Source organism: Fictibacillus sp. 23RED33 (assembly GCF_015903925.1).
In the GTDB taxonomy this organism is placed as follows: Bacteria; Bacillota; Bacilli; order Bacillales; family Fictibacillaceae; genus Fictibacillus; species Fictibacillus phosphorivorans.
On the sequence record NZ_JACZDX010000001.1, the window covers coordinates 1,108,247 to 1,129,095 of the forward strand.

Here is a 20,849-nt window from a genome sequence, read left to right on the forward strand (position 1 = left end):
GTGTTACGATTTAGGGGCTTTGTGAGGTGTATGAAATGGTATCAGAACGCCAACATGTGGTGGATTTCTTGAATTATTTAATGATCGAGAAGAACTGTTCACCTTATACGATTGAACACTATGAAAAAGACATTAATGATTTTACTTCTTTTTTGAAACAGCAAGCAATCGAAGGATTCGCTGCTGTTTCTTATGTTTTAGTCAGGCAATATTTAGTGACGCTTCATGAGAAGAAGTATGCTCGAAATACGGTAGCAAGAAAGATATCGGCGATGAGAAGTTTTTATCGTTTTTTGAACCGCGAAAAAATCGTTGAAGAACATAACCCTTTCGCTATGGCATCACTCCCTAAAAAAGCAAGAATGCTTCCTCAATTTCTTTATGAAAAAGAGTTGGAGAGGCTTTTTAATGTGTCTGATGTTACAACACCCATGGGACAGAGAAATCAAGCAATCCTCGAAATACTGTACGGAACTGGAATGCGTGTCAGTGAATTGTGTAAGATGCAGCTGAAGGATCTTGATTTGAATGTAGAGATAGCGCTTGTTAAAGGAAAAGGAAAAAAAGAAAGATATGTACCGATCGGATCGTTTGCAAGAGAATCTCTTGCAAAGTATATACAAAACGGCCGCAACCTGCTGCTTGAAAAAACAGAAAAGAAGTCGGATGCATTATTTTTAAACTATAAAGGGGAACCTTTAACCGCGAGAGGCGTAAGAACTATATTAAATAAACTAATTGAGGAATCTTCCCTTACCATACATATCAGTCCGCATGTTTTGCGGCACACGTTTGCGACGCACATGCTGAATGAAGGTGCAGATTTAAGAGCAGTACAGGAACTTTTAGGGCACTCAAACCTTTCCTCTACACAAGTTTATACACACGTTTCAAAAAGTCATTTAAAAAAAATCTATAATAATGCGCATCCTCGAGCATAAAAACAAAAAGGGAGGGATTTTTCAATGTCAACATTTCATGCTACTACAATATTTGCGATTCAGCATAACGGTAAATCCGCTATGACTGGAGATGGTCAGGTTACGTTCGGCAACGCAGTTGTAATGAAACATACAGCCAAGAAGGTTAGAAAGCTGTTTGGAGGAAAAGTGCTTGCCGGATTTGCAGGATCGGTTGCAGATGCATTTACGCTTTATGAAAAGTTTGAGAGCAAGTTAGAAGAATATAGCGGAAATCTGCAGCGCGCTTCAGTAGAGATGGCTAAAGAATGGAGAACGGATCAAGTTCTAAGAAAACTTGAAGCTCTGCTTATCGTAATGAACGAAGAGCATATGTTATTGATTTCAGGTACTGGTGAAGTAATTGAGCCGGATGACGGGATTCTCGCGATTGGATCAGGTGGCAACTACGCTCTGGCTGCTGGTCGGGCACTGAAGAATCATGCACCTGAACTCTCTGCAAAAGAAATCGCTCTTGCATCTTTAAAGACTGCTGGCGAAATTTGTGTTTACACAAACACAGAGATTGTTTTAGAAGAATTGTAAAAAAAGTAAAGGAGCGGTTGCAATGAACAGTCAATTAACTCCAAGGCAGATTGTTGAAAAGTTAGATCAGTATATTATAGGTCAAAATGATGCAAAGAAAGCTGTCGCTGTTGCGCTTCGAAATCGTTATAGAAGAAGTTTGCTCGACGACAAGCTGCGTGATGAAGTTTCACCTAAAAATATACTGATGATCGGACCTACGGGTGTAGGAAAGACAGAGATTGCTAGAAGATTAGCAAAGCTAGCTCAAGCTCCTTTCATTAAACTAGAAGCAACTAAATTTACTGAAGTTGGTTATGTAGGACGTGATGTTGATTCGATGGTTCGTGACCTAGTAGAAACTTCAGTAAGACTCGTAAAAGAGCTAAAGATGAATGATGTAAAAGACAAAGCTGAGCAAAATGCCAATAAGAGACTGGTAGAGCTTTTAGTTCCTGGTAAAAAAACAGAAACGAGCTTCAAAAACCCGCTAGAGATGTTCTTTGGTGGCGGTAATGGAGAACAAGAGCAAAAACCACAGCAAGACGATGTTGCGGATCTTAGACAGAGACGAAATCAAATGGCGCAGAAGTTGGCGCTCGGTGAGATGGAGGATCATCTTGTTTCGGTAGAAGTTGAAGAACAGAATCCTTCGATGCTAGACATGTTCCAAGGTTCAGGTCTCGAACAAGTAGGTATGAACATGCAAGACATGATCGGCGGTCTTATGCCGAAGAAAAAGAAAAAACGAAAACTCACTGTTCGAGAAGCTCGTAAAGTATTGACGCAAGATGAAGCGGCAAAGCTAATCGATATGGACGATGTTACCAGTGAAGCAGTTTACAAGACCGAACAAACAGGTATTATATTTATAGATGAGATCGATAAGATTGCAGGAAAGAACCAAAACTCTGCGGATGTGAGCCGTGAAGGTGTACAGCGAGACATCCTTCCGATCGTTGAAGGTTCTACGGTAATGACGAAATATGGTTCGATTAAGACGGATCATATACTGTTTATTGCAGCTGGAGCTTTTCATATTTCTAAGCCATCTGATCTCATTCCAGAGCTACAAGGAAGATTTCCGATCCGAGTTGAACTAAATAGCTTGTCTGTTGAGGATTTTACACGTATATTAATAGAGCCTGATAATGCGATTATAAAACAGTATAAAGCTCTATTGAGTACGGAAGGTATAAATGTTGAATTTTCTGACGATGCTATTGCTAAGATTGCAAGCATTGCTTATGAAGTGAATCAAGACACCGATAATATCGGTGCACGAAGACTTCATACCATATTAGAACGCTTATTAGAGGATCTATCTTTTGAAGCGCCTGATATCAGCTTAGATCAAATTACCATTACACCCGAGTATGTAGAAGAAAAACTGGCTAACATCGCAAAGAACAAGGATCTGAGCCAATATATATTATAGGATGCAGTAGGAGGAAGAAATACAATGAATTTATTGAACAAAGCAAGAAGTATCAACTCGATGCTTCAACAAACAGGTGGTAAACAAGTAAACTTTAAAGAGATGGCTGAAACACTAAGTACGGTGATTGAAGCAAATATTTTCGTAGTCAGCCGTCGCGGTAAACTGTTAGGCCTCGCTCTTAAACAAGAAATTGAGAACGAGCGTATGAAGAAGATGATCGAGGATCGTCAATTCCCTACAGATTACACGAAGAATCTTTTTAACATTACAGAATCACTTTCGAATATTGATATAGAGAGCGATTATACGGCGTTTCCAGTTGAAAACAAAGATTTGTTCTCTACAGGATTAACTACGATTGTTCCAATCGTAGGTGGTGGTGAAAGACTAGGAACTCTTATCCTTTCTAGACTTTCTACAGCGTTCGAAGAAGATGATCTAGTTCTAGCAGAGTATGGTGCTACAGTAGTTGGAATGGAGATCCTTCGTGAGAAAGCAGAAGAGATCGAAGAGGAAGCTCGTAACAAAGCAGTTGTTCAAATGGCGATCAGTTCACTATCATACAGTGAGCTTGAAGCGATCGAACACATTTTTGAAGAATTAGAAGGAAACGAAGGATTGCTTGTAGCAAGTAAGATTGCAGACAGAGTGGGAATTACACGATCTGTTATCGTCAATGCACTTCGTAAATTAGAGAGTGCTGGTGTAATTGAATCACGTTCTCTAGGTATGAAAGGTACGTATATCAAAGTGTTAAACGACAAATTCTTGCTTGAACTCGAAAAGCTTAAAACTTCATAACAATGAATGATAAAAAACCAGTTCTGAAAAATCAGAGCTGGTTTTTTTGTTGAATAAAATGATCTGTCTACTAGATACATGTAAAAGGTAGGATTTTTTTGTTTTAGTTGTTCTTTTTAGAGAGCAGTGAGACAAGTGAGTATCTTTATAGAAAACATACAAATTCTTTATGCATTTTTATTATCCATGTAAAGGTATTGTGTTAAATTGTAAATAATTGTCGAGTTGGTCAAATATGGTAAAGAGGTACCAAAAACCGTATAAATATAGGGATTTTCTTACTAGTTTTAAATTTGGGTATAAAGTCACGGTCGAAATATAGTCCTTTCTATCGAAAAAAGTCAGTTTGGGAAAAAATACATAGACACTTTTTGGATATATCCCTTAAAATATGATAGTGAGGTAAGATTTAACATAATATGAAACTTCTATAGTAAAAAAGAGGGAAGTGGTGAACTTGTTCTCTGGCTCAGTCTTGAAAAACTTAGAAATGGCATTAGATGGATCTGCATTAAAACAAAAGACCATTTCAAATAACTTGGCTAATGTGGACACACCTGGATATAAAGCAAAAGAAACTGTTTTTAGCCAGGAATTCAAAAAAAGCTTGCAAGCACATCGAACAGATCAGCGACATTTTTCATTCGGTAATGAATCATCAACTTCTTTTAGTGTTAAAGAAAAAACGAATACTGTGATGAATCATAACGGAAATAATGTAGATGTAGATAAAGAGATGGCTGAATTAGCGAAGAATCAGCTTTATTATCAGACACTTGTACAGCGGATTAATGGAAAGTTTAATTCGATTAAGATGGTTGTTAAAGGTGGGAGATAAATATGGGAGTTTTTGATGCAATGAATGTATCGGCATCCGGCTTAACCGCTCAACGGCTTAGGATGGATGTTGCTTCCTCTAATATGGCGAATGTCGATTCGACACGTGGAGAATTTAAGAATGGTGTGTGGGAACCTTATCGACGCAAAATGGTCGTATTAGGTTCAGGCGAATCTAGCTTTAAGAACATGTTTAATAAAGCAGTGAATAACGGAAAAATGTCTGGCGTTAAAGTCAATGGAGTAATCAATGATCAAACTCCATTTAAAACGGTTTATCAACCTGAACATCCTGATGCTAACGAAGAAGGATTTGTTCGACTTCCAAATGTAGATCCACTAAAAGAAATGGTCGACTTAATGAGTGCTACTCGATCTTATGAAGCAAATGTTACTGCATTAAACGCAGCAAAAGGAATGTACTTAAAAGCATTAGAAATTGGCCGTTAGGGGTGTTAAAACATGGACAAAATTTCAATGAGTTCACTTCAGAATATTAGTAACCCTACATCATCAGTTGCAAAAGTGACACCATATGAAGCTCAAGAAGATTTTAAAAGCTATCTTAAGGGAGCTTTAGATACGCTGAGTGAAACACAAGCACAATCTAATCAAGCTACTCAAGGTTTGATGAACGGAAACATGGATAATCTTCACCAAGTTATGATCACTGCCGAAAAAGCAAGTGTAACGATGCAAACGACTCTTGAGATTCGTAATAAAGTTGTTGAGGCCTACCAAGAAATTATGAGGATGCAGGTATAGGCTCTGTTATATTATTCGATATTAGCATTCGATTTTGGGGGTAGCTTTTAAAAATTTTTATTGCGTTTATCGGGGGAAAAAATGAAAGAAAAATGGAAAAACATCATCAAGCAAACTACAGAGCGGTTTAAAACTCGTTCCAATGTACAAAAGGGATTTATTCTCGGAGGAATTTTTCTAATTATCGCAGCTTTTATCTTTGTAACCATCATGATGTCATCACCCAACCTTGTTCCTTTGTATTCAAATCTTTCCCCTCAGGAAGCTGGTCAAATACAAGAGAATTTAAATAGCAAAGGTGTGGCAAATGAAGTACAAGATGGCGGGAAAACAATATTAGTTCCTGAAGAACAAGTAAACAACCTTCAAGTGCAGCTTGCTGCAGAAGGATTGCCTGAAAGCGGGAATATTGATTTTTCATATTTTGGTGAGAAATCAGGATTTGGAATAACAGACAAAGAGTTTGGTGTTCTAGAAAGAGAAGCGACACAGACCGAGATTGCTAGTTTAATAAAGAGCATAAACGGGGTTGAAGATGCGAGCGTTATGATCACACTTCCTGAAAGCAGTGTTTGGGTGAATCAGGAAGAAGAGAAGGCATCAGCTTCTGTTGTCCTATCTTTAGGAGCGGGAGCCAAATTAGATGAAGATCAAGTAAAAGCTCTTTATCACCTTGTCTCAAAGAGTGTAAGTAATCTACCTATGGAAAATATCGTCATTACGGATCAATACTTTAATTATTATGATTTAAATTCTGTGAACTCTAGTTCTTCAGCTTCTAAATATGAGGAACAGAGAAAGATTAAACAAGATGTTGAAAGAGACTTACAACGAAGAGTTCAACAGATGTTATCAACGATCATGGGACAAGGAAAAGTGGTTGCTACTGTTACTACAGATATTGACTTTACGGAGGAAAAACGTGAAGAAAACATTGTAGAACCCGTTGACAAAGAGAACATGAAAGGCATTGAAGTAAGCGTAGAACGAATAAGAGAGACGTTTACAGGAGAAGGTGCAGGAGAAGGCGGAGTTGGAGGAACAGGTGATCAAGAGGTACCTACCTATCCAGGTTCAGCTGCAGGCTCAAACGGTGACTATGAAAAAGTTGAAGAACGTATCAATAACGAAGTCAACAAAATTCGTAAAGAAATCGTGGAAAGTCCTTACGAAATAAGAGATCTAGGTATTCAAGTCATGGTAGAGCCACCGACTCCAAACAAACCAGAATCGTTACCACAAGAACGATTAGATGATATTGAACAAATTTTGAGTGCGATCGTTAGAACAAGTATCTCAAAAGATATAAATGAAACATTATCAGAAGATGATATTCAAGAAAAAATCTTTGTATCTGCTCAGCCGTTCAACGGTAAGCAAGAAGCAACTGCCGTTAAGACTGGAATTCCAGTATGGATCTATATTGTTGGTGGAATCTTGTTAATCGTTATCCTTCTATTAATCTTCTTGCTTACTAGAAAAAGAAGAAGAGAGACGGAAAGCAAGATTGAAGAGTTTGAGATGGATGAACCACAAGAGTCGTACTATGTACCTGATGTAAACCAAGAAAAAGGATCAGAGGGGACAGTTCGTATGGAACAATTAGAAAGAATGGCAAAAGAAAAGCCAGAAGAATTCGCTAAGCTAGTAAGAACATGGCTATCAGAAGAGTAAGGAGGTAACGATCGATGGCAAAAGGCATGAAAGAACTATCAGGTAAAGAGAAAGCGGCAATCCTCGTTATCTCTTTAGGACCTGATGTGGCTGCGCAAGTATATAAACATTTAAGTGAAGAAGAGATTGAGAGATTAACACTTCAAATCTCACAAGTTAGAAAAGTAGATTCAACGTTAAAAGATGATATTATCACACAATTTCATCAGCTAGCTCTTGCTCAAGATTATATTACCCAAGGTGGAATCGGCTACGCGAAGACGGTACTTGAGAAAGCGGTAGGTAAAGATGAAGCGATGCAGATCATCAATCGTTTAACTTCGACTTTACAAGTAAGACCATTTGACTTTGCTCGAAAAGCAGATCCAGGTCAAATATTAAACTTTATTCAAAACGAGCACCCGCAAACGATTGCTCTGATCTTATCATATTTGGATTCTTCTCAAGCTGGACAGATACTTTCTGAACTTCCACAAGAGATGCAAGCAGATATTGCTAAAAGAATTGCATTAATGGATCGAACATCACCTGAAGTGATCAATGAAGTGGAGCAGATTTTAGAAAGAAAGTTATCTGCTACTGTTACACAAGATTTCACACAAGCTGGTGGAGTTGAAGCGGTTGTTGAAGTGTTGAACGGTGTAGACCGGAGCACGGAACGAACGATTCTGGATGCGCTTGAAATCCAAGATCCGGAGTTAGCGGAAGAGATCAAGAAAAGAATGTTCGTGTTCGAAGATATCGTTACCCTTGATAACCGTGCAATTCAAAGAGTTATACGTGAAGTGCAAAACGAAGATCTACTTCTTGCTTTACGTGCATCAAGCGAGGAAGTAAAAGAAGTGATGTTCAATAACATGTCACAGCGTATGGCCGAGAACTTTAAGGAAGAAATGGAGTTTATGGGTCCTGTTAGACTTCGTGATGTAGAAGAAGCTCAGTCTAGGATCGTTGGAACCATTAGAAGACTTGAAGAAGCCGGAGAGCTCGTTATCGCTCGAGGCGGAGGAGATGATGTGATTGTCTAAAGTCATAAAATCTTTTCACGATCACAAAGAAAAAGCGGAAAAAAATGAAATAGTGATCGGTATTCAAGCACTTTCATTATTTAACACGAGAAACTATGCAAGTTTAGAAGATGAGGATGAAGAGACAAAGGTCATCCGTTTAAAAAATCAAGCGTATACCTTGCTAGAAGAAGCAAAGAGCGAAGCAGCTTCTATAACAAAGGAAGTAGAAGAATATAAGGCTGCGCAAATCAAAAGCTTAGCTGAAGAAGAGGCCGCTTGGAAGTTGAAATTAGAAAGTGCTTATGAACAGGCGAAGAATGAAGGATACGATGCTGGCTTTCAAAATGGTTTAGAACAAGGCCATGAAAGCTGGGCTTCGCAATTAAATGAAGTCAAAAGCTTTATGGATACGTTAAGAAACGACTATCATAACATCCTGAGTGAAGCAGAGCCACAGATAGTTATCCTCGCTATGGCAGCTGCTGAGAAAATCTTAGGAAAAAAGCTACAAGAAGCACCTGAAACATGGATTGCAATCGTAAAGCAACTTGTAAAAGAAGCTCGAGAGTTTGAAGAGATAAAGCTCTATGTTCCACCACAATGGTTCGAACTTACGCAAAACTATCGTGAGGAACTAAAGAACATGCTTCAATCGACAGCGACTCTTTTCATCTATACAGACGAGAACTTAACTGAGAATGGTGCAGTAATCGAGTTTCCGTTTGGAAAGATCGACGCAACACTAGACGTTCAGTTAAAAGAGATCAGAGAAAAACTGCTAGAACAACTTGAGGTGTCAGATCAATGAACGTGGAACACATGATCGACTCCCTTCAATCACTAGATTCATATAAAAGATATGGAAAAGTGATCAGGGTAGTTGGGCTAATGATCGAATCAAAAGGACCTAAAACGTCAATCGGTGATGTCTGTTATATACACACTGGGAACAACAAGCAAAGAATTAAAGCAGAAGTAGTTGGCTTTCAGGAAGAGAATGTTTTGTTGATGCCATTTACATATGTGAAAAATATTGCAGTTGGCAGTTTGGTAGAAGCAACACATCGAGCGTTGGAAATAAAGGTTGGACCTTCTTTGATCGGAAAAGTACTTGATGGTATGGGTGTTCCTTTAGATGGCTCTCCTCTGCCTCGCGGGTTGTTTCGCTATCCTTCAGAGAACGAGCCGCCGAATCCGATGGAAAGACCAAGAATTCATGAAAGCATTCAGCTAGGTATTCGGTCGATCGATAGTTTGTTGACGGTCGGGAAAGGCCAGCGGGTAGGTATTTTTGCCGGAAGTGGAGTGGGTAAGAGTACGTTGCTTGGTATGGTGGCACGTAATTCGACTGCTGACCTGAATGTTATCGCTCTAATCGGTGAACGAGGACGCGAAGTTCTTGATTTTATTGAACGAGATCTAGGTGAAGAAGGTTTAAAGCGGTCCATTGTAATCGTTGCGACTTCAGATCAACCGGCTTTAATGCGGATAAAAGGTGCATTGACGGCAACGAGTATCGCAGAATATTTTCGAGACCAAGGGAAGAACGTCATGTTGATGATGGATTCAGTAACTCGTGTTGCTATGGCGCAACGTGAGATCGGTTTAGCTGTTGGTGAGCCGCCAACAACAAAGGGATACACACCAAGCGTATTTGCAGTTCTTCCAAAATTATTAGAACGGTCTGGAACGAATAAGAATGGAACGATTACAGCATTTTACACGGTTTTAGTAGATGGAGATGATTTCAACGAGCCGATCTCAGATACTGTTCGAGGAATTCTAGATGGACACTTTATCTTAGATCGAAACTTAGCTAACAAAGGGCAGTTTCCTGCTGTAAATATTCTAAAGAGTATTAGCAGGGTTATGAATGATATCGTTCCAAAAGAGCATCGACAAGCTGCTGAACGACTTCGAGAACTTTTGTCTTCATACGTCGAAGCAGAAGACTTGATCAGCATTGGCGCATATAAGAGGGGATCCTCTAAATCAGTGGATGAAGCGATTCAGATGTACCCTAACATTCTAGCGTTTTTGAAGCAGCAAGTAGATGAAGATGTTAGTTATGAACAAGCTCTTGAGCGGCTGTTGATTGAATTTGGAAAGGATGAACGTTGATGTCATTTCATTTTTCTATGGAAAAAGTTTTGTCTGTTAAACAAAAGGAGAAAGAATCGATTGAACAAGAATTAGGCGAAGCTGTACAAGCGTTCGAGAGCATCGCAGAAGAGATATACAGCCTCCTTAAGAGGAAAGAAGACATTGAGAACCAATCGAATTATACCTTTCAGCAGAGAATCATAGTAAATGATCTTCAGAATACACAGCGTTTTCTTTTATCCATGACAAACAAGATCAAAGAATTACAGCCGTTATTACAAAGAGCAAGAGAAAGAATGCAAGTTATCCAGCAAAGGTTATTACAGCAGACGATTGAAGTGAAAAAATACGAAAAGCTAAAAGAAAGACAACTCAGCGCATATAAAGTGGAAGTTGCTTCTTATGAGAATAAGCAGAACGACGAATTTTCGGTTTTGCGTTTTGCGAAGTCATAAAATCGGGTGATCAGATGAAACAGAACGAAAAATCCAGCAGAATGGTTTGGTTTTTATTAGTAGTCTTCGTACCTTTCGTTTTTGCACTAACTGTATTCGGTATCGTTCTGTCGTTCATGGGAGTGGACGTATGGGAAGAGGCAAAGAACACGAGTAAAAACATGCCTATAATTAAAAATATTTTTAGCGAAAAGTCCGAAGTAGCTGTAACAAACAATGGACAAGAGAAACAGTGGAAATCAAAGTTCGATGAGCAAGAAGATTACATCAAAATACTATCTGCTGATCTGCAAAAGAAAGAAAAAGAAGTCACGGATTTAAAAAGTAATATTGCACTATTAGAAAAGCAAGTAGAAGATGCAGAAACTAGTGTGAAAGAAGAAGAGAATGAACAATTAAAGAAATTATATGAAGCAATGTCAGCAAAAGATGCTGCGGCCGTAATGTCAGAGATGAACAACAATCAAATCATGGGCATCTTAATGCTTTTACAATCGGAAACACAAGCTGCGATTCTTGCCAAACTTGATGCAAAACGTGCAGCAGAGCTTACGGTACTCATGGCAAACAAGTCTCTATAAAAGGAGGTGTAAAAACGTGCAAATAATGATTTCGCAGCCAGCTGTTTCAGGAGCACAGACATCACAAATATCAGTTTCTTCGGAAAAAGGAAACAATATGGATTCTCTCTTTTCTCAATTGCTAGCATCTTCTGGCGCAGAGAGTGAACAGCTTCCTGAAGGTTTAGGAGATATGATCGCAAGTGTCTTAGGAAGCATTGAGGGGCTTGACTGGAATGCTGACCTACTGAATAACGAGACCGTTCAATCATTATTAAACGAACTGCCACCAGAAATGAAGGAAGTTATTGAAAACCTTCTTGAGAATGAGATCGATTTCTCACACCTTGCAGTAAACCCCACTCCTGAGATGAAACTAGCGATCTTATTGCAGGTTGCTTTTAACGAAGAGGCAGGTCCATTATCTCAAAAAGACCAAAAGCAAATGGCAGATATTATAGGACGATGGTTTCCGGGAGTGAAGCTAGACCAAAAAGATTCAATACCAAAACAAACAGAGCAGATCTTTGGAGAGATAAAAAAGCTTTTGAGTGATTCAACAAGTAATGATAAGAATGCTTTCATGAAAGTCTTTGAAACCTTATCAGCCGAGAAAAAGGTAAAAAGCTTTGCAGATCATGCATTTCAACGGTTCGTCCCGACAAAATCGATCGAACCAAATGTTTCAGCTCCAAAGGAACTGCAAACCCTTCAAGCTCCACTTTCTTCTATAGAACAATGGACGTTGAAGGTTCCTGCTACAGGAGGAGAAGGACAAAAAGAACAATTTGTTCGTGAGGTTCAACAGATTATTTCAAGAGGAAAGCTGGTCGTTACAGAAACTGGATTTACGAAGATGCAGATTCGTTTAACACCTGAACATCTCGGTAACATCGAGATTCAGCTTATCCAAAAACATGGTGAGATCACTGCAAAGATCATCGCATCTAGTCAAGGTGCAAAGGATGCCCTAGATAGTCAACTCACACAATTGAAACAAGCTTTCACTAGTCAAGATATAGACTTTGAAAAGATTGATGTCTTTCTAAACGGAGACGAACAGTCCTTTGACTTCCGTGATCAAAGTAATCAAGAATTTGAAGATCAACAGCAAACAGATGAAAGTATGTCTGAGGAAGATATATCAGAACATCTATCATTTGATGAACAATTATCACAATTGGTATTAAACGAAAAGGTGTGATGAGTCATGACCAAGATCTCTGAAGATCTGATGCTTTCTAATTATCAAGCAAAAACAAAGCAAACAGGTTCAAACATTTTGGGAAAAGATGATTTTTTAAAGATATTAATTACACAGCTTCAAAACCAAGACCCAACAAGTCCGATGCAAGACCGAGAGTTTATCGCACAGATGGCAAGCTTTTCATCACTAGAACAGATGACAAACATGAACCAAACGATGCAGCAGTTCTTATCGTTTCAAACAGAATCTTCCTTGTTACAGCAAAGCGAGATGATCGGTAAACAAGTAACGTACGAAACCGAAACAGTAGATGAAGAAGGTAACAAAAAGATAGAGGAAAAAGAAGGTCTAGTTAAATCTGTGTTATTTGAAAAAGGATCTGTCATGTTGGAAATGAGTGATGGAACAAAGATCACAAGTTACCAAGTGATCAAAATATCTGATCAGGCAAAGTAAGGAGTGGATAACATGAGCGAACGTATACACGCTCATCAATTGTACCAGCCGATCCTTTACCCGAATCATCAACAGCAGAAAAAAGTAGATCAATCTTTTCAGTCAGTTCTTCATAAAGAGCTTGAAAACCAACTAACCGTTAGTAAACACGCTCAAAAAAGATTGCAAGATAGAAATATTACGATATCAGAAACAAGCTGGAACAAGATAAGCGAAAAGATGATCGAAGCTGGTCAAAAAGGCATTAAAGACTCGTTAGTGATCATGAAAAATGTCACTCTTGTCGTAAATGCTCCCAATCAAACCGTAATCACAGCGTTAGATCGAAGCGAAAGTACATCTCAGATCTTCACAAACATCAATGGTGCCATCGTCATAGACGAATAAACGAGCTGGACCTTTACAGGAGGCTCACAAAACTGCCGATTGACAGACGCAGTTAATAAACCAAGTAAGGGAGATAAAAACAAATGTTACGTTCTATGTATTCAGGAATCAGCGGTATGAAAAACTTTCAGGTGAAGTTAGATGTAATCGGAAATAACATCGCAAACGTTAATACGTACGGATTTAAAAAAGGCCGTACAACGTTTAAAGATCTTGTTAGTCAGCAGATTGCTGGGGCGAGTGAAGCGACTGCAACAAGAGGTGGAGTTAACCCGAAACAAGTTGGCTTAGGATCACAATTATCTACAATTGATACTGTGCATACTCAGGGTAGTTTGCAAAATACTGCTCGTCCACTAGATTTAGGAATTTCAGGTGACGGATTTTTTAGATTAGGTACTGGAACAATTGCAGTAGCAGGAGGTGTTAAAGGAACAAATATTACCCTCTCAGAAACAACTTATTCGAGAGCTGGGAACTTTTATTTAGATCAAGAAGGTTACATTGTTAACTCTGACGGTAAATATTTACTCGGTCCTGTAGGAACTCCTGTAACAACAAGTGTTGCAATTAAAATACCAACTGATGCAAAGAGCTTTAGTGTGGGTGCTGATGGAACAGTTAATTATATTGATAAAGATGGGGAATTAACGAAAGCAGGTCAAATTGAGCTTGCGAAATTTTCAAATAATGAGGGTCTTGAAAAAGCTGGAAGTAACGAATATCGTGCTAGTACCAATTCTGGTGTTCCATTACCTTCGTTTCCTGGTGGAGCAGGTGGAGCAGGTACACTAGTAGCTGGTGCACTTGAAATGTCCAACGTAGACTTATCTGAAGAGTTCACGGAGATGATTGTTGCACAGCGTGGGTTTCAAGCGAATACAAGAATCATTACAACATCGGATGAGATCCTTCAGGAGCTTGTGAACTTAAAACGTTAACGTGAAGGGAGGCAGGGGTGAGCAGGAAAAGGCTTAGCTCCGAAACTCATGATTTCTTTAACTCAGTTAAACGGGAATACGTTTACGCTGAATGCGATCTATATTGAACAGATCCAATCGTTTCCCGATACGACGATCACTTTAACAACAGGCAAAAAGTATGTTGTTAAAGAAAGTGAAGAACAGGTTGCTCAATTGATATCAACTTTTTATAGAAATATTAATTTGCTGCCACTAAGTCAGAAAAAGGAGGGTCTGTAGTTGGGAAAAAATAAAGCGGTAACGATCATGATCTCTATGCTTGTAGCGATCGGTTTAATCGGTGCAGCAGGATATTACGGGTTTAAGCAGTTCTCACCTAAGACCGAAGCTTCAGAACCTACAGCAGAAGAGCTGGACAAGCTGATGGTCGAAACCATTGAAATGACAACCAATCTTGCAGATCAGTCTTATGTAAAGATTCAGTTCAAGATTCAAGCGGATAATGAAGATGCTAAACACGAACTTGAGAAAAGATTATTTCAAGTGAACAACCTGATCATCTATGAGATCTCGAACAAGAAAACAGAAGAATTATCTGGGCAACAAGGATTGATTTCTTTAGAGGACAAGTTGAAAACAGAGATTAATAAGGTTATGCAAGATGGGAAAGTAGTCAGAGTCTACACAACTCAAAAGATCATACAATAATTCACTAAAAACGGCATGAAAAGAGGTGAGACTCTTGGTTGATGTTTTGTCACAAAACGAAATAGATGCTCTTCTCTCCGCCCTTTCCACAGGAGAGATGGATGCAGAAGAGCTTAAAAAGGAAGAGTCAGAGAATAAGGTTAAAGTTTACGATTTTAAAAGAGCCCTTCGTTTTTCGAAAGAGCAGATCCGCAGTTTAACGAGATTGCATGAGAACTTTGCAAGACTCTTAACGACTTATTTTTCGGCACAGCTTAGAACGTACGTCCAGATAGGGGTAGCGTCTGTTGATCAGCTACCATATGAGGAATTTATTCGTTCTGTTCCGAAGATGACTTTATTGAATGTGTTTGAAGCACATCCGTTTGAAGGGCGCATCTTAATGGAAGTAAATCCGAATATCGCATATGCCATGCTTGATAGAGTGATGGGCGGCAGCGGGGCAGGGATGAATAAGATCGAGAATTTAACTGAGATTGAGACACGAATCATGAATCAGTTATTTGAAAACACACTTGATAGTTTTAAAGAGGCTTGGACAAGTGTGATCGAACTGGAGCCGTTCATGCTCGATTTGGAAGTAAATCCACAATTTTTACAGATGGTTTCTCCGAACGAAACGGTTGTCGTCATCTCGTTAAACACGACGATTGGCGAAACGAGCGGAATGATTAATATTTGCCTTCCGCATGTTGTCATAGAGCCGATCATACCAAAGCTATCTGTTCATCATTGGATGCAGAATAAAAAGAAGACAAGAATTCCGGGAGAAACTGAATTTATTGAACAAAAGATAAAGAACGCCTTTTTGCCATTTAAGGTTGAGCTAGGATCTTCAGACATGTCGATAGAAGAGTTTCTGAACTTATCTATCGGTGACTGTATTGAATTAGATCAACGAATCAACCAACCACTCGTGATTAAAGTAGAAAACAATCCTAAGTTCTACGGTCAACCCGGAAAAGTGAAGAAAAAGCTAGCCGTTCAAATTATCGAAACCATTAAGGAGGATGAGGATCAATGGTAAGTGGAGATATGCTTTCACAAGACGAAATTGATGCTTTGCTGAATGGTGGAAGTCCTTCCTCGTCCGGAGCGACCGAAACCGAAGAATACCTATCATCGATTGAACGAGATGCGTTAGGTGAGATCGGAAACATCTCATTTGGAAGTGCTGCAACAGCACTATCCACCCTGTTAAATCAAAAGGTAGATATTACGACGCCACAAGTAACAGTCGTAAAACGCACCGAGTTAAAAGATGAGTTTCCGATTCCGCATGTTGCGGTTCAAGTTACATACACAGAAGGCATCGAAGGAGCAAACTTGTTAGTGATCCGTAAGACGGATGCACAGATCATTGCAGATTTGATGCTTGGTGGTGAGGGTACTAATCCTTCTCCGGATTTTGGAGAACTGCAATTAAGTGCTGTTGGTGAAGCGATGAATCAGATGATGGGGTCCGCTTCAACATCGATGTCTACGATCTTTAATAAAAAGGTAGACATATCACCACCAAAGATTGATTTTCTGGATGTTGAATCAAACACGAGTTTGATTCCTGATGAAGAGATTTTAGTAAAAGTTTCTTTCAGACTTAAAGTGGGTGAACTGATCGATTCAAATATCATGCAGCTGATTGATGCTGAGTTCTCAAAGGACCTTGTACATAAGCTAATGAACCCTGAACCTGTTGTTGAAAATGAGCCGGTTGCCGATTATGTCCCTCATGAAGAAGTGGCTCCACCATCTCCACCGGTAGAACATTATCAAGAACGTGTTCATAGTGAGCCAAGAAGTGAGCCTCAGCCTGTCTATCAATCGCAGATGAGAGACGTTTCCATTCAGCCGGCAAGTTTTTCAGACTTTGGAGATTATGAGACGAATCAAAGAGATACAAAAAACCTAGACATGTTGTTAGACATTCCGCTTCAAGTCACAGTGGAGCTAGGAAGAACAAAGAAAACAATCAAAGATATTTTGGAAATGTCTCAAGGTTCGATTGTAGAGCTCGATAAACTAGCTGGTGAACCAGTGGATATCTTTGTTAACCATAAGATGATCGCAAAAGGCGAGGTCGTTGTTATTGATGAAAATTTTGGAGTCCGTGTAACAGAGATTTTAAGCCAGCGTGATCGTTTAGAAAAATTGAAATAATTATCGGAGGTAAGTGAAATGGGAGAGCGTATTTTAGTTGTTGATGATGCAGCATTTATGAGAATGATGATCAAGGATATCTTAGTTAAGAATGGATTCGATGTTGTCGGTGAAGCGGCTGACGGTGCACAAGCGATCGAGAAATTTCAAGAGTTAAAACCAGATCTAGTTACGATGGATATTACGATGCCTGAAATGGACGGCATATCAGCTTTAAAAGAGATCAAAAAAACAAACCCTGATGCAAAAATTATCATGTGTTCAGCCATGGGACAGCAAGCGATGGTAATCGATGCGATCCAAGCTGGGGCAAAAGACTTTATCGTTAAGCCCTTTGCAGCTGACCGTGTAATTGAAGCGATCAAGAAGACTTTAGGCTAAGCGTTTCATGTATCGATGGTTAATTAGTTTTTTTGCAGCAGTTTGTCTCTCGCTTGTACCGATTAGTGTACAAGCGGAAGGCAGCAGTTCAGGGAAAAGTGTTTACGACACCATAAATAACTCAGATCAAAAGGGCGAGAAGGAAAAAGCACCAGCAGAAACTAGCCCTGTGAATGCTAAGAGCGAAAGCACATTTATGATGCTCGTCAAGCTCGTGTTTATGCTTGGAATTGTTCTAGCGATCTTATTTTTTGTTTTACGATTTATTCAAAGAAAATCTGTTAGTTTTCAAGACGGTAAAAATCTTCAGTCTTTAGGAGGAATCGGAATCGGACAGAACCGTTCTGTGCAACTCATCAAAACAGGTAATTCTGTCTTGGTAGTAGGTGTTGGAGATTCGGTAACACTTCTAAAAGAGATTACCAATGAAGATGAAGTTCAGATGATGCTCGATCAGCGTCCATCCCAAAACGTTTCAACGATGACGAACCAATTGAAACAAAAATGGCTGAAAAGTAGAACCGAAGAGTCAAGTAAGACTTCCAATGAAACAAGACCAGCAGACACTAAAGATCAAACGCAATCTTTTAAGACTATGCTTCAATCTATCGTTCAAGATAAGAAGAATCAGCAAAAAGATCTTCAGAGAGTACTTGAGAAAGGGAAACATCATGAATGAATTTATTCCTGGATTAGACTTGGATTTTATAAATAATAGCGATCCAGCGAACATGGAAACTACCATTCAGCTGTTGCTGCTTTTAACGGTCCTTTCGCTTGCTCCAAGTATTTTAATACTTATGACTTGTTTTACGAGGATCATTATCGTTCTGTCATTTGTTAGAACTTCACTGGCAACGCAGCAGATGCCACCTAACCAAGTTCTGATTGGAATTGCTTTGTTCTTAACTTTTTTTATCATGGCGCCAGTAATGCATGAAGTAAACAAAGAGGCGATTCAGCCGTTAGTAAAAGGTGAGATTTCTCAGGAGGAAGCCTTTGATAAAGGGAGTCTTCCCATCAAAGAGTTTATGGCTAAGCATACACGACAAAAAGATCTTATGCTGTTTATGGAATATTCAGGTGCTAAGAAACCGGAAAGTATTAAAGATATTCCTTTAACGACTCTTGTTCCAGCCTTTGCGATTAGTGAATTAAAAACAGCTTTTCAGATTGGATTCATGATTTTTGTACCTTTTTTGATCATTGATATGGTCGTTGCGTCTATTTTAATGGCTATGGGGATGATGATGCTGCCACCCGTGATGATATCACTGCCATTTAAGATCTTATTATTCGTACTGGTTGATGGCTGGTACCTCATCGTTAAATCATTGCTATTAAGCTATTAAGGCAGGTGTAAACATGGATTCTCAATTTGTAATTTCTTTAGCTGAAAAAGGGGTATACATGACCTTGCTTTTGTGCGGTCCGCTTATGCTATTAGCCCTGATTGTAGGTTTGATCGTCAGTATTTTTCAAGCAACAACACAGATTCAGGAACAAACACTCGCATTTATACCAAAGATTGTTGCCGTTTTAGTAGGACTCGTGTTTTTCGGACCTTGGATGCTTTCACAAATATTAGGTTTCACATCAAATATCTTTCAAAATTTACACACTTATATAGGATGATAAAATGGTAGATTTAGTTGCTTTCCCTGCTTTTTTATTAATCCTAACTAGAGTATCGGCATTTTTCTTAACAATTCCTGTGTTTTCCAATAAAAATTTACCTGTTATGCATAAAATCGGATTATCCCTATTTTTATCGTGGATCATGTTGTACGCGATTGACCCAAAACCGATTCCGTTAGATGGTTCATTTTTTCTGTTAATCATTAAAGAAGCGATGGTAGGACTATCCATCGGATTTATTGCAGCGATTGTTTTCTACGCGATTCAAGTAGCTGGTGGGTTTATTGATCTTCAGATGGGTTTTGCGATAGCGAACGTGTTTGATCCGCAGACAGGCATTCAGACCCCTTTGATGGGTAGATATCTGTATACGTTTGCGATTCTTTTCTTGTTAGCTACCGATGCTCATCACATGTTACTCGATGGAATCTTTTATAGTTATCAATTTTTACCGCTTGATTCAACCATATCTAATTTTGGAGATGGCGGGATTACGAGATTTGTAATAAGTGTGTTCTCAGGTATGTTCTTAGTTGCTCTGCAGATGGCGATTCCGATCGTAGGCACGTTGTTTCTAGCAGATCTAGCACTTGGGATCGTAGCAAGAACCGTTCCTCAGATGAACATTTTTGTTATCGGCCTACCAGTGAAAATATTAATTGCTCTTGTGTTGTTTTTAGTAGTAATGCCCGCATTCTTCGTATCTGTTCAGATGCTAGTCGATCAGATGCGTGACAGCATGATTAACTTAATGGAATTGTTGGGAGCGGCTTAAGTTGATGAGATATCCAATTACTTTACAATACTTTTCAGGAGAAAAAACAGAAAAAGCAACACCGAAAAAAAGGCAGGAGAGCAGGAAAAAAGGTCAAGTAGCCAAAAGTGCTGACATCAACGCTGCACTTGTACTGTTTGCATCCGTTATGTTTCTTTCCTTTATGGGAAGCTGGATGGGTCAGAGGTTGCTTCATCTCTTCGCATATAGTTTAGATAAGAAACTTCTTTATAACGTAACTGAATCGAGTATTCCTAAACTATTTTGGGAGCTTTCGCTTGAAGTCGCGATCATCATAGCTCCCGTAATGATTGCGGCTATGATAGCCGGAGTCTTAGGAAACTATTTGCAAGTTGGGTTTTTGTTATCAACAGAAGCGATTCAGATGAAACTCGAACGAATCAATCCTTTATCTGGATTTAAGAGGATCTACTCGGTGCGTGCATTAGTAGAGCTATCAAAATCAATACTTAAAATTCTGCTTATCGGTGGAGTGACATTTTTTATCCTTTGGAGTGAACGTGATATCTATTTAAGAATGAGCCTAGTGAGTATTGAATCTTCACTTCCTGTCTTTGGAGGACTTGCTGTCAAGATGGGTTTTGCAGCTTCACTCGTTTTACTTTTTCTTGCGTTTCTTGACTATATGTACCAAAAATACGATTTTGAAAAAAATATTAGGATGTCGAAACAAGATATCAAAGATGAATACAAAAAATCTGAAGGTGATCCAAAGATTAAAGGGAAGATCAAGGAAAAACAAAGACAGATGGCTATGAGGCGAATGATGCAAGAAGTGCCTAAAGCAGATGTGATCATCACAAATCCTACACACTATGCGATCTGCTTAAAGTATGACGATAACAACATGGATGCTCCCGTTGTTGTGGCAAAGGGAGTGGATCTTATCGCTCAACGCATCAAAGAAATCGCAAAAGAGCATAACGTAGCGGTTGTAGAAAACAAGCCTCTAGCAAGAACGCTGTACGCCCGCGTTGAGATCGGGCATGTGATTCCTGAAGATCTTTTTAAAGCAGTAGCTGAAATTTTAGCCTTTGTATACCGTGTAAAGAAAAAAGCGTAAGGA

Annotated in this window: 27 protein-coding genes; all 27 read left to right on the forward strand. The window is 39.0% G+C overall.

The genetic code is table 11. The features are described 5' to 3' along the window. Window positions 1-35: 35 nt before the first annotated feature. Window positions 36-941: a tyrosine recombinase XerC gene (gene xerC / locus IHV09_RS05820; RefSeq protein ID WP_197264144.1), complete on the forward strand. Its 906-nt coding sequence runs from the start codon at window positions 36-38 to the stop codon at window positions 939-941. Between the two features lie 24 nt (window positions 942-965). Further along, complete coding sequence (gene hslV / locus IHV09_RS05825; RefSeq protein ID WP_137789675.1) at window positions 966-1,505, forward strand: ATP-dependent protease subunit HslV; 540 nt, start codon at window positions 966-968, stop codon at window positions 1,503-1,505. A gap of 22 nt (window positions 1,506-1,527) precedes the next feature. Beyond that, entirely contained in the window at window positions 1,528-2,922 is a 1,395-nt protein-coding gene (hslU, locus tag IHV09_RS05830) for an HslU--HslV peptidase ATPase subunit (protein WP_197127712.1), read from the forward strand. 24 nt (window positions 2,923-2,946) lie between these two features. After that, window positions 2,947-3,726 (forward strand): GTP-sensing pleiotropic transcriptional regulator CodY, encoded by a 780-nt coding sequence (gene codY / locus IHV09_RS05835; RefSeq protein ID WP_197127713.1) that lies wholly within the window; start codon window positions 2,947-2,949, stop codon window positions 3,724-3,726. A gap of 451 nt (window positions 3,727-4,177) precedes the next feature. Continuing rightward, a complete protein-coding gene (gene flgB / locus IHV09_RS05840; protein ID WP_197191162.1) occupies window positions 4,178-4,564 on the forward strand; it encodes a flagellar basal body rod protein FlgB in 387 nt (128 codons plus the stop codon). Between the two features lie 2 nt (window positions 4,565-4,566). After that, window positions 4,567-5,013 (forward strand): flagellar basal body rod protein FlgC, encoded by a 447-nt coding sequence (gene flgC / locus IHV09_RS05845; protein WP_197191161.1) that lies wholly within the window; start codon window positions 4,567-4,569, stop codon window positions 5,011-5,013. A 12-nt stretch (window positions 5,014-5,025) separates the two neighbouring features. Further along, window positions 5,026-5,328 carry a flagellar hook-basal body complex protein FliE gene (fliE, locus tag IHV09_RS05850; protein ID WP_231618137.1) on the forward strand — a complete coding sequence of 101 codons (303 nt, stop codon included), beginning with the start codon at window positions 5,026-5,028 and terminating at the stop codon, window positions 5,326-5,328. Window positions 5,329-5,409: 81 nt separating this feature from the next. Further along, the gene (gene fliF / locus IHV09_RS05855) at window positions 5,410-7,002 is read left to right on the forward strand and encodes a flagellar basal-body MS-ring/collar protein FliF (RefSeq protein ID WP_197263832.1); all 1,593 of its coding nucleotides are present in this window, start codon (window positions 5,410-5,412) and stop codon (window positions 7,000-7,002) included. A 14-nt stretch (window positions 7,003-7,016) separates the two neighbouring features. Next, window positions 7,017-8,030 carry a flagellar motor switch protein FliG gene (gene fliG / locus IHV09_RS05860; RefSeq protein WP_197127717.1) on the forward strand — a complete coding sequence of 338 codons (1,014 nt, stop codon included), beginning with the start codon at window positions 7,017-7,019 and terminating at the stop codon, window positions 8,028-8,030. Further along, complete coding sequence (gene fliH / locus IHV09_RS05865; RefSeq protein WP_197263833.1) at window positions 8,023-8,820, forward strand: flagellar assembly protein FliH; 798 nt, start codon at window positions 8,023-8,025, stop codon at window positions 8,818-8,820. Before fliG ends, fliH begins: the two co-directional genes overlap by 8 nt. Next, on the forward strand, window positions 8,817-10,133 hold the full coding sequence (gene fliI, locus IHV09_RS05870) for a flagellar protein export ATPase FliI (protein WP_197127719.1): 1,317 nt from the start codon (window positions 8,817-8,819) through the stop codon (window positions 10,131-10,133). The genes fliH and fliI overlap by 4 nt, the downstream gene beginning before the upstream one ends. Further along, window positions 10,133-10,570 (forward strand): flagellar export protein FliJ, encoded by a 438-nt coding sequence (gene fliJ / locus IHV09_RS05875; RefSeq protein WP_197127720.1) that lies wholly within the window; start codon window positions 10,133-10,135, stop codon window positions 10,568-10,570. The genes fliI and fliJ overlap by 1 nt, the downstream gene beginning before the upstream one ends. Window positions 10,571-10,584: 14 nt before the next feature. After that, window positions 10,585-11,151, forward strand: a complete 567-nt coding sequence (locus IHV09_RS05880; protein ID WP_197263834.1) for a MotE family protein — start codon at window positions 10,585-10,587, stop codon at window positions 11,149-11,151. A gap of 25 nt (window positions 11,152-11,176) precedes the next feature. Further along, window positions 11,177-12,334 (forward strand): flagellar hook-length control protein FliK, encoded by a 1,158-nt coding sequence (locus IHV09_RS05885; protein WP_231618210.1) that lies wholly within the window; start codon window positions 11,177-11,179, stop codon window positions 12,332-12,334. A gap of 6 nt (window positions 12,335-12,340) precedes the next feature. Next, window positions 12,341-12,793, forward strand: coding sequence for a flagellar hook assembly protein FlgD (gene flgD / locus IHV09_RS05890; protein ID WP_197127723.1), 453 nt, complete (start codon window positions 12,341-12,343; stop codon window positions 12,791-12,793). Between the two features lie 12 nt (window positions 12,794-12,805). Then, entirely contained in the window at window positions 12,806-13,180 is a 375-nt protein-coding gene (locus tag IHV09_RS05895) for a TIGR02530 family flagellar biosynthesis protein (RefSeq protein ID WP_197263836.1), read from the forward strand. A gap of 83 nt (window positions 13,181-13,263) precedes the next feature. Beyond that, window positions 13,264-14,121 carry a flagellar basal body rod protein FlgG gene (flgG, locus tag IHV09_RS05900; protein WP_197263837.1) on the forward strand — a complete coding sequence of 286 codons (858 nt, stop codon included), beginning with the start codon at window positions 13,264-13,266 and terminating at the stop codon, window positions 14,119-14,121. A gap of 48 nt (window positions 14,122-14,169) precedes the next feature. After that, window positions 14,170-14,382, forward strand: coding sequence for a flagellar FlbD family protein (locus tag IHV09_RS05905; protein WP_197127726.1), 213 nt, complete (start codon window positions 14,170-14,172; stop codon window positions 14,380-14,382). Then, window positions 14,383-14,811 (forward strand): flagellar basal body-associated protein FliL, encoded by a 429-nt coding sequence (gene fliL / locus IHV09_RS05910; RefSeq protein ID WP_197263838.1) that lies wholly within the window; start codon window positions 14,383-14,385, stop codon window positions 14,809-14,811. Window positions 14,812-14,845: 34 nt separating this feature from the next. Next, window positions 14,846-15,838: a flagellar motor switch protein FliM gene (gene fliM / locus IHV09_RS05915; protein WP_137789658.1), complete on the forward strand. Its 993-nt coding sequence runs from the start codon at window positions 14,846-14,848 to the stop codon at window positions 15,836-15,838. Next, on the forward strand, window positions 15,832-16,968 hold the full coding sequence (gene fliY / locus IHV09_RS05920) for a flagellar motor switch phosphatase FliY (protein ID WP_197263839.1): 1,137 nt from the start codon (window positions 15,832-15,834) through the stop codon (window positions 16,966-16,968). Before fliM ends, fliY begins: the two co-directional genes overlap by 7 nt. A gap of 18 nt (window positions 16,969-16,986) precedes the next feature. Beyond that, the gene (locus IHV09_RS05925) at window positions 16,987-17,349 is read left to right on the forward strand and encodes a response regulator (RefSeq protein ID WP_197127729.1); all 363 of its coding nucleotides are present in this window, start codon (window positions 16,987-16,989) and stop codon (window positions 17,347-17,349) included. Window positions 17,350-17,356: 7 nt separating this feature from the next. Next, on the forward strand, window positions 17,357-18,028 hold the full coding sequence (locus IHV09_RS05930) for a flagellar biosynthetic protein FliO (protein WP_197263840.1): 672 nt from the start codon (window positions 17,357-17,359) through the stop codon (window positions 18,026-18,028). Next, entirely contained in the window at window positions 18,021-18,701 is a 681-nt protein-coding gene (gene fliP, locus IHV09_RS05935; RefSeq protein ID WP_197263841.1) for a flagellar type III secretion system pore protein FliP, read from the forward strand. Before IHV09_RS05930 ends, fliP begins: the two co-directional genes overlap by 8 nt. A gap of 13 nt (window positions 18,702-18,714) precedes the next feature. Continuing rightward, on the forward strand, window positions 18,715-18,984 hold the full coding sequence (fliQ, locus tag IHV09_RS05940) for a flagellar biosynthesis protein FliQ (RefSeq protein ID WP_066393686.1): 270 nt from the start codon (window positions 18,715-18,717) through the stop codon (window positions 18,982-18,984). Between the two features lie 4 nt (window positions 18,985-18,988). Further along, the gene (fliR, locus tag IHV09_RS05945) at window positions 18,989-19,762 is read left to right on the forward strand and encodes a flagellar biosynthetic protein FliR (RefSeq protein ID WP_197127731.1); all 774 of its coding nucleotides are present in this window, start codon (window positions 18,989-18,991) and stop codon (window positions 19,760-19,762) included. A 4-nt stretch (window positions 19,763-19,766) separates the two neighbouring features. Continuing rightward, on the forward strand, window positions 19,767-20,846 hold the full coding sequence (flhB, locus tag IHV09_RS05950) for a flagellar biosynthesis protein FlhB (RefSeq protein ID WP_197128219.1): 1,080 nt from the start codon (window positions 19,767-19,769) through the stop codon (window positions 20,844-20,846). Window positions 20,847-20,849 lie beyond the last annotated feature (3 nt).